Source organism: Delftia sp. PE138 (genome assembly GCF_018320755.1).
In the GTDB taxonomy this organism is placed as follows: Bacteria; Pseudomonadota; Gammaproteobacteria; order Burkholderiales; family Burkholderiaceae_C; genus Comamonas; species Comamonas tsuruhatensis.
Map to the genome: position 1 here is coordinate 245,978 of NZ_JABEPN010000005.1, position 12,604 is coordinate 258,581.

The following is a 12,604-nucleotide window of genomic DNA, read 5'->3' on the forward strand; positions in this document are numbered from 1 at the left end:
CCGCGACACCATGGCAAGGCCTTGCGCCACGCCAGTTGCGAGGTCATTTCCTGGCCTGCCCCAAGCCCCCAATGCGCCCGCCTGTGACCAGGCCGGCGGTGCGGCGCACGGGCAATGGCCTGCCCTGGATCGTCCAACAATGATTTGCGCAGTTCAGACGGACTGCGTGCACACCCATGCTTGCCCAACGCTTCACCTGCATTCCGGCCGTTTTCCACAGGTCCTCCATCGCCTCGGCGCTTCTCACACTGGCTGCCGGCGCGCATGCCCAGGAGCCTCAGATGGCCCCCGTCACCGTCAATGCCCGCCCCGTGGTGGAAGAGATGGAGCTGGATGCGTTTTCCTCCAACTCGGCCGTGATCACCCAGGACCAATTGCGCGACCAGAACGCGGTGGACCTGGCCTCGGCCCTGCGCCGCACGCCCGGTGTCCAGATCTCGCGCTACAACCCCGTGGGTGCCTTTGGCGGCGATCAGGGCGGCGCCGTCTATATCCGCGGCATGGGCGTGAGCCGACCCGGCAGCGAGATCAAGACCTATGTGGACGGCGTGCCGTTCTACATGGGACTGTGGAGCCATCCCCTGCTGGACCTGCTGCCCGTCAACGGCATGCAGTCCATCACGGTCTACAAGAGCCCGCAGCCCCAGGTCAATGGCAACAACTTCGCCTCCATCGACTTGCTCACGCGCCGCGCCACCGAGGACGGCGTGCACGGGGATGCCAGGATCTCGGCGGGCTCCTACGGCACCCTCACCGAACAGGCCAGTCTGCTGGGCAGAAGCGGCAACCTGGATTGGAGCCTGGCCCAGGGCTTTGCGCGCTCGGACGGCCACCGCACCAATGCGGATGGCCGGCTCAGCAACCTCATGGGGCGCATTGGCTACAGGCTGGGTGCGAACTGGTCGGTGGCGGCCAGCTTCCTGCAGGTGGACAACAAGGCCAGGGACCCTGGCGACGCACGGCTTGCCGCTGCGGCGCAAGCCCCCCAGTACAACACCAAGGCGAGCATGTTCAGCAGCTCCGTGTCCCACGTGCATGGTGACTGGCGGGGCGAGCTCAAGCTGTACAGCAACCATGGCCGGGGCGACTGGCTGGACCAGCCCGCGCCGGACGGCGACAGCATCAACAAGTTCCGCATGAGCGGCCTGCGCTGGAAGGAACAGTTCTCGCCCTGGAAGGGGGCCACCGTCACTGCAGGCCTGGACCATGACCGCATTTCGGGCGATGCCGCTTTCAACCGCGTCGCACCAGCGCCGCAGGGATTTTTCCAGGCGCCCACCTTCAGGATCACCTCCCCCTATGCGGGACTCAGCCAGGAGATCCCGCTGTCGGCGACATGGAGCCTGGTGCCCTCTGCCGGCCTGCGCATGTACGACCACAGCCAGTTCAGCTCCAAGGCGGCCCCCCATGCGGGCCTGTCGCTGGCCTCGGAGCAGTTCACCGTCTACGCCAACCTGTCGCGCGGCATCAACTACCCCGGGCTGGAGACGCCGCTGCTGGCATCGCTGATTCCGGCCCTGGGCTCCACGTGGCAGCGGCTGTCCGCCGAGGAGATGGACCACGCCGAACTGGGCTTCAAGTGGACGCTGTCGCAGGCCACACAGCTTGACGCCAGCATCTTCCACGACAAGGTCAAGAACCGCTATGTCTTCGGCTTTCCGCCCAATGTCCCGCCCCCGCCGCAGTTCATCAACCTGGGCGGCTACACCATGCGCGGCATGGAGCTGTCGCTGCGCCAGGCGCTGGGCGGCGGCTGGTCGGGCTTTGCCGGCCTGACGCTGCTGGACCCCAGCATGGACAACCTGCCCTACAGCCCGCGCCGCGCGCTGACGCTGGGCGTCAATGGCAAGGCCGGCCCGGTGCGGGTCGCCTTCGATGCGCAGTACCAGTCGGCAGTCTGGGCGCTGAGCCGCGCGCGGGGCGCCGATGCCGCCAACACCGAGCGCGTGGCCGGCTTTGCCGTGGCCAACCTGCGAGTGGCCTATCCGGTGCCTGCCCTGGGCAGCAAGGGAGAGGTTTTCCTGGCCGTGGAGAACCTGTTCGACCGCAACTACGCCTATCGCCCCGGCTACCCCATGCCCGGCCGCTCGGCACAGATCGGCGTGGCGGCCAGCTTCTGATCCCCCGCCCGCACAGCCCGCACAAGGAGCACGCATGAGACATCTTTCTTTGAGCAGCATCGCCCTGTCGATGGCCCTGGTCCTGGTCCTGGGCCTGCCCGCCATGGCGGCGGCCTCGGGCGCGACGCCCCCCGCCACGGCCGGATCGGCTGACGCGGCGGCCATCCGCAGCGCCATGATGGCCACCTGGGACAAGCCCGAGGCCAGGCTGGAGGTAGCGCCCATCTCCATCGAAGGCGGCCATGCGGTCGCCGGATGGATACAAGGCGATCGCGGTGGCCGGGCCCTGCTGCGGCGCGACGCGCACGGCCAATGGCTGGTGGCCGTCTGTGGCGGCGATGGACTCAAGGACCCCAAGATGCTGGCAATGGCTGGCCTGTCTGCATCGGCCGCGCGCAGCCTGGCCAGCAAGGTCGTGCAGGCCGAGTCCGCCATGCCCGCCCCGCGCCGCGCCCTGCTGTCCCTGTTCGACGGCATGGTCCATATGGACGCGCAGGGCCAGCATCCCCCATCCGCACATCCGGCCCATTGAGCCGATCGCATCCTCCACACCATCCACCGTCCGCCTCACGTAATGTCTGTCTCCCTCTCCTTCTCGCGCAGCCCCCTGGCCCTGTCCATCACCCTGGCACTGGCCTCGGCGGCACATGCCCAGGGCCTGGTCGCCCCCCAACCGTTGAGCCAGGACGACTCCGCCCTGACGCTGGGCACCATCAGCATCACCTCCAAGGCCTCCGGCCCGCTGTCCACGCGCAGCGTGTTCAGCTCCGTGGACATCGTGGGCGCGGACATCCTCGAGAACGAGCATGTGGACTACAGCTGGGAGCTGCTGTCCAAGGCGCCCGGCGTGCAGGTCACGCAGTTCAAGCAGGGCACGGATGCCGGGCGCTTCTCCTTCCGGGGCTTCAACGGCGAAGGCCGCATCAATGCGGTCAAGCTGCTGATCGATGGCATCCCCAGCAATGACAACGCCGGGGGCATGCCCTTTCTGGACGCGGTCTTCCCGCTGGACATCGAGGCCATCGAGATCGTGCGCGGCACCAATGACGCGCGCTACGGCCTCAACAACATCGCCGGCAATGCCAACGTGATCACCCGCACGGGCGGCAACGAGGGCCGTGCCAGCGTGACCGTGGGCAGCTTCGGGACCAAGGAGTTTCAGGTGTCCAAGGGCATCGAGAGCGGCAACTGGAGCCAGAACTATTTCCTGGCCTGGCGCGATTCGGACGGCTACCGGGACCATGCCGATGCCCGCAAGCTGTCCCTGTCCGGCAAATGGTTCTACACCTCGGACGATGGCCGCTGGCGCACCGGCGTGATCGCGCGCTACTACCGCAACAAGGCGCTGGAGTCGGGCTACCTCAGCTACGAAGAAGCCATCAAGGCGCCGCGCAGCTCCCCGGCCTACGCGGCGGCCGACCGTGGCGAGCGGGAAACCGGCCAGCTCAGCGCCCACCTGGATGGCGAACTGACGCCCGAGCTGTCGCTGTCCGCCAAGGTCTACGCCAACCAGTACGAGAACCAGCGCTGGGTGCGCTTCTCGGCAGCGGGATCGCAGCAGGAGCGCTACAACGACGAGCAGCAGCAAGGCGCCATCACCACCCTGACCTGGCGCCCCAAGGTGGCCTGGGCGCATGAATTCACGCTCGAAGGCGGTCTGGACGCCCAGCGGCAAAGCAACCTGGGCCAGCGCTACCGCACCACGGAGCGCGTGCGGACCTCACCGTTCCGCGACTGGGACTTCGACCTCCATACGCAGGGCGCCTACGTGCAGGCCGTGATCCGCCCCATCGAAGCCCTGCGGATCATCCCGGCGCTGCGCATTGACGACGTGGATGGCCACTTCATCGACCGCCTGGCCGGCACGCGCGCCCCCGTGCATGACTACGGCCTGATCAAGCAGCCCAAGATCAGCATCGCCTACACCCTGAGCCAGCAGGCCAGCGTCTACGCGAACTGGGGCCGGACCTTCCAGATCGGCTCGGGCATCGACGCCTACCGCACGCAGGATCGCAACCTCAGGCCCTCCATCAATGATGGCTGGGAAGCGGGCGTCAAGTTCTCTCCCCTGCCCTGGCTCAACGGCCGCGTGGCCTACTGGGAGCAGCGCGCCTCGGGCGAGGTGGCCCGGGTGCTGGGCGTGGACGGCCTGCCCGACCCCGGCGGCCTGGGCAACGTGGGCAAGACGCTGCGCAAGGGCTACGACATACAGCTCAACATGAAGCCCCATGCCCGCACCACCGCCTGGATCGCCTACTCCCACCAGGTGGCGCGCATCACCGCGCCCGACCCCAGCGCACCCGCCACCCTGGGCAAGGAAATCGAGAACGTGCCGCACTACCTGGTCTCGGCCGGCGTGGACTGGCAGGCCACGGACCGGCTGAAGCTGTCGGCCTGGGGCAATGCCCAGGGCGACTACTACCTGGAGCGCACCAATACCCAGGGCCGCGCAGGCAAGTTCGCCGTGCTGAACCTGGGTGCCAGCTACCGGCTCTCGGACACCATGGACCTGGGCCTGCAGGTCAAGAACGTCACCAACCGCAAGTACGTCTACGCCTGGTATGACAGCGGCTCCTCGGGCTACTCGCCCGCCGACGGGCGCGGCGTCTATGCCAGCATGAACCTGCGCTTCTGACGGACACCTTCCAGCCGTCCACCGCACCAGTCGCGTACCAGTCACGCACCAGGCACGCACCCGACACACACGACATTTTTGCCAACGAAGGAGAAACCCATGAAACGCCACGTCCGTTTGCTTGCCCTCGCCGCCGCCATGATCAGCGGATTCGCCAATGCCCAGGTCAGCGTCAGTGATGCCTGGGTGCGCGCCACCGTGCCGCAGCAAAAGGCCACCGGCGCCTTCCTGAAACTGCAGGCCGCCCAGGACAGCAAGCTCGTCGCAGCGACTTCGCCCCTGACGCCGGTCGTCGAAGTCCATGAGATGGCCATGCAGGACAACGTGATGAAGATGCGCCAGGTGCCGTCCATCGCGCTGCCGGCAGGCAAGACCGTGGAGCTCAAGCCCGGCGGCTACCACGTGATGCTGCTGGACCTCAAGCAGCAGGTGCAGGAAGGCCAGACCGTGCCCCTGACCCTCATCATCGAAGGCAAGGACGGCAAGCGTGAATCCGTGCAGGTGCAGGCGCCCGTACGCCCGCTGGCCACCAAGGCGGCGCCCTCGGGCCACGATCACAAGCACTGACACAGGGCCCATGCGCTGCAGCAGCTTCCGCATCAAGCGCTGGGTGGCCTTCGGGCCACCCGCCTGGCCGTGGGCGTTGCCGGGCGCACGACAGCGGCGCGACCAGGGACGGCGCTTTGCCGCATGGATGGCTGCGGCGCTGCTGTTCGCCTTTGTGCACCCTGCCCTGGCGATGGTGCTGGCATCGGGCCAGGGCAGTGGCGACCCGCTGGCGCGGCTGGCCATGGAAGTCTGCACGCCCCTGGGACTGCAGCAGGCGCAACCGGTGTCTGCTGCAGGCGAGCCCGAAGCCGATGGTCAAACCACGGCCGCTGGCCAGGCGCATTGCCCGCTGTGCCGGGTCGTGGGCGATGCCCCTCCTGATGTGTCCCGCGCGGACCTGCGCTTTGCCGCACCGCCGCCTCCCACCCCGCTGCCGCCCCAGGCCCTGCGCCCGCGGGACACCGTGCTGCGCGTGGTGCTGAGCACTCCCCCCAGGGCGCCTCCCCTTTCCTGAAGCCCGAAAGGGCCGCACGGGCGGCATGCCGTCGCCCATTCCCGAATTCCTCTCCCATGCCAAGCCGCGACCCGTGTCGCAGCCTGCAGGGTTACCCACGCCTGCGCGCCACCATGGCCCCAGCGCAGGCACCAAGAAACCGTTTACCCATGCGTACCACTTACTTTGACAACTCCCGCTTTCCCCTCGCCCTGATCGCCACCGCGCTGCCGCTGCTGCTGGCCGCCTGCGGTGGCGGCGGAGGCGGTGACAACGGCCAGCCCACCACGCCCACCACGCCCACGGGCCCCCAGCCCGTGGCCATCGAGTTCGCCGCCAAGGCCGGCAACCTGCCCGCCAAATGCGGCACGCCCATCGCCGGCGTGGGAACCAGCCAGGCCACGGTGGACCTGCATGACCTGCGCTTTTACGTCAGCGGCGTCTCGCTGATCAATGACAAGGGCGAGGCCGTAGCCGTCACCCTGGACGTCAACGACTGGCAGACCAAGGAGGTGACGCTGATCGACCTGGAGGACGGCACCGGCGCATGCGCCGACGCAGGCACGCAGGCGCAGAACACGCAGGTCCGGGGCACGGTGCCCGCAGGCACGTACAAGGGCATCAGGATGACCGTGGGCGTGCCCTCCTCGGTCAACCACACCGACTATGCCGTCGCGCCCAAGCCGCTCGATGTGCAGGCCCTGGCCTGGTCCTGGCAGGCCGGCCGCAAGTTCGCCCAGATCGAGGTCAACCCCGTGGGCGGCGTGGCCCGCCCCGCGCCGGCCGCCCCCGGCAAGACCTTCTACGTGCACCTGGGCTCCACCGGCTGCACGGGCAACCCCGTGACCGGCGAGACGGTCAGCTGCGCGCGTGCGGACCGCATGGATTTCGGGTTCGGCGATTTCAATGCCGGCACCCAGAAGGTGGTGCTGGACATTGCGCAGCTGCTGCAGGGCTCGAACGTCAAGGAAGACCTGGGCGGCGCCGCCGGCTGCATGTCCGGGGCCACCGATCCGGAATGCGTGCCCATCTTCAGCGCGCTCAAGATCGATCTGACCACAGGCCGCTCCATCAATGAAGGCAGCGGCCAGACCGTGTTCCGTACCGAGGCCAAGTAATGCACAAGCCCCATTCGCTTCGGCGGGTGGCGGCATGGACCGCCGCCCTGTGCGGCCTTGCCGGGGTCATCGCCCTGGCGGGCTGCGGGGGCGGCGACACCGCCGTCCACGATGACTCCGGCAGCAGCACGGGCTGGTCCTGGGTGCTGCCCTCCTTTTTCCCCACCCCCAAGGTGCCCGACACCAATCCCATGACGGCGGAGAAGGCCGAGCTCGGCCGCTTTCTGTTCTATGACAGGCGCCTGTCGGGCAACGGCACGCAGGCCTGCGCGAGCTGCCACATACAGTCCAAGGCCTTCACCGATGGCCTGACGACATCACTGGGCTCCACAGGGCACGCACATCCGCGCAACGCCCAGAGCCTGGCCAACGTGGTCTACAACGCCACGCTGACCTGGGCCAACCCCTCGCTGGTCACGCTTGAAAAGCAGATGGAGACGCCGCTGTTCGGCACGGACCCGGTGGAGATGGGCGTCAACGACAACAACAAGGAGGAAATCCTCGCGCGGCTGGCTGCCGACACCGGCTACGGCCCGCGCTTCGCCAGGGCCTACCCGGGCCAGGCAGCGCCCATCACCTGGGGCAATGTGATCCACGCCATCTCGGCATTCCAGCGCACCATTCTTTCGGGCAACAGCAAATATGACCAGTACCTCAAGGGCAGCACGGCACTGAACCCGGCCGAGCAGCGCGGCATGAACCTGTTCTTCGGCGAAAAGGCCGAATGCTTCCACTGCCACAGCAGCTTCAACTTCAACGACCAGATCGTGCACGCGGGCAGCCGCATCGTCGAGACCCCGTTCCACAACACGGGCCTCTACAACATCGGCGGCACCGGCGCCTTCCCCGAGCCCAACCGGGGCGTCTACGAACTGACCCAGCTCTTCAAGGACATGGGCAAGTTCCGCGCGCCCAGCCTGCGCAATGTGGAGGTCACCGGCCCCTACATGCATGACGGCAGCATCGCGACGCTGGAGGAAGTGCTGCAGTTCTATGCAGCCGGTGGCCGCAACATCACCTCCGGCCCGCATGCCGGCGACGGGCGCGCCAACCCCAACAAGAACGACTTCATCAACCAGATCGCCCTGACGGCCGACGACCGCGCCGACCTGCTGGCCTTTCTCAAAACCCTCACGGACCATGAGCTGCTCACCAACCCCAGGCTCGCCGATCCCTTTGCACGGCAGGCAGGCCAATAGCATGCAACGCACCTTCCTCGCGCAATGCAAGCCGCTGGCAGCGGCCATCGCCGTCGTCATCGCCTTGGCAGCAGGCAGCGCCGCCGCGCACACCCTGGATGACGGCATACCGCAGACCAACGGCCTGCGCATCGACATGGCGGCGGTGGCCGCCTATCTCCATGGCGATTCCACCTTGCCGGCACCCAGGCTGGCCGGCACGCTGGGCCTGGGCGACACGCCTGACGACCAGCGCGGCTGGCGGCTGGAGCATGGCACCCTGGGCGCCGGCCTGCGCGTATCTCCCCAACTGGGGGCCAACATCGTGATGGGCTGGCACGACAGCGACCCAGCCCACGTGGAGGCCGCCTGGATGGAGGCGCGCAGCGGCTCAGACGCCGAGCTGACCCTGGGCGCAGGCCGCAACCGCGTGCCCATGGGACAGGTGCTCACGCGTGCCGGGCACTTCGACCGCTACGGCCAGATGCCGCTGGCCAAGCGGGCGGCCTTCAACGGCGACTGGATCGAGGATGGCGTCAACGCCGCATGGCGTCCCCACCTGCAAGGCGCCATGTCCTGGCTGCAGGGCATTGACCTGGGGCTTTGGCGCGCCCGGCGCTTTCCCGGCAGCGACAACGCCGCCTGGGCGCCCGTCGTGCATGCCAGCGCCGCCTGGACATCGGTGCAAGCTGACGCCTTCTACAGCCGGATGCAGCCCAAGGGGCGCGGCGCCTATGTACAGCGCTCCAACAGCGGCCACATCCACACGGCGCCACAGTGCAATGCCAGCCTGCGCGACATCACCTGCTTCGACGGCACCGTGGACCTGGCCGGGGCCAGCGCCACCTGGACCACGCCGCTGCAGGGCGTCCAGCTCACCGGAGCAGGCATCTGGCGGCGCGAAAGCGGAAACCTCTATTCCCAGAACGGCGACACCCGCTACCAGGGCCGCACCCTGGGCGGCTGGCTGGAGGTGCTCTGGCAGCCGCGCGCGCGCTGGGAATTCGGTGCCCGCCAGGAATGGCTCAGAAGCACCAATCGCGTCAGCGGGCCGGGCGCCCTGCTGGTGGCCACGGACGCCAACCTGCTGCCCAACAACCCATCGCGCCGCTTCACGGCCATGGCCGGCTGGCGCCCCGTCAAAAGCGTTCTGATCGCGCTTGAAGCCGGGCGCGAGCACATTGCCGGCAAAGGCCATACGGTGGCAGGCCTGCGGCTGATCTGGACCCCCGATGCCCTGTTGGAAAGGAACTGGAAATGACCACGATGCTTCGCCGCCAGGCGCTTGGAATGCTGCTGGGCACGGGCTGTGCCCTGACACTGCCGCTGACGGCACGGGCCCATGACTTCCGGGCGGGAGACCTGGTCATAGACCACCCCTACGCCACGCCCTCCATCGCCGGCTCCAGCAACGGGGCGGCGTATTTGCGGGGGATCAGGAACAAGGGAAAGAACGCCGACCGGCTCATCGGGGCCAGCACGCCAGCGGCCGCACGCGTGGAGCTGCATGAGATGAAGATGGAGGGCGACATCATGCGCATGCGCGAAGTGCCCTTCATCGAACTGCCCGCAGGCCAGGAGGTGCAGTTGCGCCATGGCCAGTCACACAACCTCATGCTGATCGGACTCACGCAGCCCCTGCGCGAGGGTGATCGCTTCGACCTGACGCTTCGATTCGAAAAGTCAGGCGAGTACAAGGTCAAGGTCTGGGTGCAGCAACCCAAGCGCATGCCATCCGGACACCAACACCCGCATTGAACGGACATGCGGCAGGAGCCGTGCCCCACAAGGCGAGATGCAGCCATGAGCTGCTACCGCCACCATGGGGCTTGCCGGCCGCTCAGTCTTCGTCCAGCGCCTCAAACCGCTCTGCCAGGAAATCCAGCAGCGCCCGCACGGCCGGCAGCAGCCCGCGCCGCGAGGCGAACACCGCGTGGATGATCTCGCGCCGTGGCGCCCAGCCCGGGATGACGTGGACCAGTTCACCGCGCGCGATCTGCTCGCGCACCATCATCGAGGGCAGTTGCACGACGCCCACCCCCGCCAAGGCCGCCGCGCGCAGCGCCAGCATGCCGCGCGTGACCAGGCGCGGCCGGTGGCGGATGGCCGCCTGCGTGCCGTCCGGGCCGATCAGGTGCCACACATGCTCGTGCTGCGGCAGGCCCAGGTCCATGCTCGGCAGGCCTGCCAGGTCGGCGGGCACCTGGGGGATGCCGCCTGTCAGCAGCTGCGGGCAGGCCACCAGGCATTGACCGCGCTCGGCGAGCATGCGCATCACCAGGTCGCTGTCCTCCAGCGGCGGCGGGCGCACGCGGATGGCAACGTCGATTCCCTCGCCCACCACGTCGACGCGGCGGTTGGTTTCCTCGAGGTGGATCTCCACGCGCGGATACGCGGCCATGAAGGCCGCCAGCATGTCGGCGATGCGCGCATCGAGCAGCGCCACCGGGCAGGTCATGCGCACGATGCCGCGCGGCTCGGCGTGGGTCAGCGCGATGGCCTCGTCGGCGGCGTCGGCCTCCACCAGCATCGCCTTGCAGTGGCCGTAGTAGGTCTGGCCGGTCTCGGTGACGGCAAATCGCCGCGTGGAGCGCTGGATCAGGCGCGTGCCGAGACGCTCCTCAAGCTGCGCGATGCGCCGGCTCAGCTTGGATTTGGGCATCCCCAGCGCGCGGCCCGCGGGCGCAAAGCCGCCGTGGTCCACCACCTGCACGTAGTAGTAGAGGTCGTTCAGGTCTTTCATTGCACACCGCCTTCATCGTTCCTCAGATAGGACTCTGATGGCAAATATTAACGACTACCGCGTTCATCGTTCAAATCCTATTCTCTATCCGTCAGCCAAGACCTTTGTCTCGGCGACACAAGGAGATCAGCATGAAGAAAATCCTCGGTGTCTACAGCGCCCCCCGCATGCACTGGGTAGGCGACGGTTTTCCGGTGCGCTCGCTGTTCGGCTACGACGGGCTGGGCAAGCACCTGAGCCCGTTCCTGCTGCTTGACCACGCGGCGCCGACGCCCTTTGGGCCGACCGACCGGCCGCGCGGCGTCGGCCAGCACCCGCACCGTGGTTTCGAGACCGTGACCATCGTCTACCAGGGCGAGCTGGAGCACCGCGACTCCACCGGCGCCGGCGGCCTGATCGGCCCCGGTGACGTGCAGTGGATGACCGCTGGCGGCGGCATCCTGCACGAGGAATTCCACTCGCGCGCCTTCACCGAACGCGGCGGAACCATCGAGATGGTGCAGCTTTGGGTCAACTTGCCCGCCAAGGACAAACTGACCGCGCCGGGCTACCAGACGCTGCTGGATGCGCAGATTCCCTGGGCGGACCTGGCGGAAGGCGCGGGCCGTGTGCGGGTGATTGCCGGCGAGTTCGGCGGCCACCGCGGCCCGGCGCAGACCTTCACGGCGATGGACGTGTGGGACATCCGCATCCGCCATGGCGGCGTGGGCCGGTTCGACGCGAAGGACGGCCACACGCTGGCCCTGGTGGTGCTCCACGGCTCGGTGCTGGTCAACGGCGCCATCGCGCGGGAAGGACAACTGGTGCACCTGGAGCGCACCGGCAGCGGCGTGGAGATCGAGGGCAGCAGCGACGCCACCGTGCTGTGGCTGTCCGGCGAGCCCATCGATGAGCCGGTGGTGGGCTATGGCCCGTTCGTGATGAACAGCGAGGCCGAGATCCGTCAGGCCATGACCGACTTCAACAGCGGACGCTTCGGCCAGATGGCGCACTGAGCGCCGCAGGGCTCCCGCCGGGAGTCCTGCATGTTTCCCCCGACGCGGCTTTGTTCAGCCGGGGCCTGCTGCCCCGGTCGTGCACGGCTGCGCCTGAACCGCCCATCCCGGGCACTTTGCAACCCCAAGGAGATTCACCATGACCAAGCCCTACGTCCGCCTGGACAAGGACAACGCCGCCGTGCTGCTGGTAGACCACCAGACCGGCCTGCTCTCCCTTGTACGCGACATCGACCCGGACAAGTTCAAGAACAACGTGCTGGCGCTGGCCGACATCGCCAGCTATTTCAAGCTGCCCACCATCCTGACGACCAGCTTCGAGAACGGCCCCAACGGACCGCTGGTGCCGGAGCTCAAGAGCCAGTTTCCCCAGGCGCCCTACATCGCCCGGCCCGGCAACATCAACGCCTGGGACAACGAGGACTTCGTCAAGGCCGTGAAGGCCACGGGCAAGAAGCAACTGATCATCGCCGGCGTGGTGACCGAGGTGTGCGTGGCCTTCCCGGCACTGTCGGCCATCGAGGAAGGCTTCGACGTCTTCGTGATCACTGACGCCTCCGGCACCTTCAACTCCATCACCCGCGATGCGGCGTGGAATCGCATGTCGCAGGCCGGCGTGCAACTGATGAGCTGGTTCGGCGCTGCCTGCGAACTGCACCGCGACTGGCGCAACGACGTGCAGGGGCTGGGCACTCTGTTTTCCAACCACATCCCCGACTACCGCAACCTGATCACGAGCCACACCACGTTCACCCAGGGCAATTGAGGAGAAG

At 67.7% G+C, this 12,604-nt stretch carries 12 protein-coding genes; 11 read left to right on the plus strand and 1 reads right to left on the minus strand.

Annotated features, from left to right (window positions below):
* Positions 1–281 precede the first annotated feature (281 nt).
* The 9 genes from HFGMBDPB_RS18530 to HFGMBDPB_RS18570 all read left to right on the plus strand — a co-directional run bounded on the left by HFGMBDPB_RS18530 (position 282) and on the right by HFGMBDPB_RS18570 (position 9,851).
* Positions 282–2,120: a TonB-dependent receptor gene (locus HFGMBDPB_RS18530; RefSeq protein ID WP_212645986.1), complete on the plus strand. Its 1,839-nt coding sequence runs from the start codon at positions 282–284 to the stop codon at positions 2,118–2,120.
* A 34-nt stretch (positions 2,121–2,154) separates the two neighbouring features.
* Positions 2,155–2,652 carry a copper uptake system-associated protein gene (locus HFGMBDPB_RS18535; protein WP_212645987.1) on the plus strand — a complete coding sequence of 166 codons (498 nt, stop codon included), beginning with the start codon at positions 2,155–2,157 and terminating at the stop codon, positions 2,650–2,652.
* Positions 2,653–2,694: 42 nt separating this feature from the next.
* On the plus strand, positions 2,695–4,755 hold the full coding sequence (locus HFGMBDPB_RS18540) for a TonB-dependent receptor (protein WP_212645988.1): 2,061 nt from the start codon (positions 2,695–2,697) through the stop codon (positions 4,753–4,755).
* 99 nt (positions 4,756–4,854) lie between these two features.
* A complete protein-coding gene (locus tag HFGMBDPB_RS18545) occupies positions 4,855–5,322 on the plus strand; it encodes a copper chaperone PCu(A)C (protein ID WP_013803107.1) in 468 nt (155 codons plus the stop codon).
* 10 nt (positions 5,323–5,332) lie between these two features.
* A complete protein-coding gene (locus HFGMBDPB_RS18550) occupies positions 5,333–5,818 on the plus strand; it encodes a DUF2946 family protein (protein WP_212645989.1) in 486 nt (161 codons plus the stop codon).
* Positions 5,819–5,967: 149 nt separating this feature from the next.
* The gene (locus HFGMBDPB_RS18555; RefSeq protein ID WP_212645990.1) at positions 5,968–6,915 is read left to right on the plus strand and encodes an MbnP family copper-binding protein; all 948 of its coding nucleotides are present in this window, start codon (positions 5,968–5,970) and stop codon (positions 6,913–6,915) included.
* A complete protein-coding gene (locus HFGMBDPB_RS18560; RefSeq protein WP_212645991.1) occupies positions 6,915–8,114 on the plus strand; it encodes a methanobactin export MATE transporter MbnM in 1,200 nt (399 codons plus the stop codon). Before HFGMBDPB_RS18555 ends, HFGMBDPB_RS18560 begins: the two co-directional genes overlap by 1 nt.
* A gap of 1 nt (position 8,115) precedes the next feature.
* On the plus strand, positions 8,116–9,354 hold the full coding sequence (locus HFGMBDPB_RS18565; RefSeq protein ID WP_212645992.1) for a hypothetical protein: 1,239 nt from the start codon (positions 8,116–8,118) through the stop codon (positions 9,352–9,354).
* Positions 9,351–9,851, plus strand: a complete 501-nt coding sequence (locus HFGMBDPB_RS18570; RefSeq protein WP_212645993.1) for a copper chaperone PCu(A)C — start codon at positions 9,351–9,353, stop codon at positions 9,849–9,851. The genes HFGMBDPB_RS18565 and HFGMBDPB_RS18570 overlap by 4 nt, the downstream gene beginning before the upstream one ends.
* A gap of 82 nt (positions 9,852–9,933) precedes the next feature.
* Here the strand turns inward: HFGMBDPB_RS18570 and HFGMBDPB_RS18575 are convergent, their stop codons facing one another.
* Positions 9,934–10,836: a LysR family transcriptional regulator gene (locus tag HFGMBDPB_RS18575; RefSeq protein WP_016445413.1), complete on the minus strand. Its 903-nt coding sequence runs from the start codon at positions 10,834–10,836 to the stop codon at positions 9,934–9,936.
* 131 nt (positions 10,837–10,967) lie between these two features.
* On the opposite strand from HFGMBDPB_RS18575, the gene HFGMBDPB_RS18580 reads away from it, so the two are divergent.
* Positions 10,968–11,831: a pirin family protein gene (locus HFGMBDPB_RS18580; protein WP_016445412.1), complete on the plus strand. Its 864-nt coding sequence runs from the start codon at positions 10,968–10,970 to the stop codon at positions 11,829–11,831.
* A gap of 139 nt (positions 11,832–11,970) precedes the next feature.
* Positions 11,971–12,597: an isochorismate family cysteine hydrolase YcaC gene (ycaC, locus tag HFGMBDPB_RS18585; protein ID WP_016445411.1), complete on the plus strand. Its 627-nt coding sequence runs from the start codon at positions 11,971–11,973 to the stop codon at positions 12,595–12,597.
* Positions 12,598–12,604 lie beyond the last annotated feature (7 nt).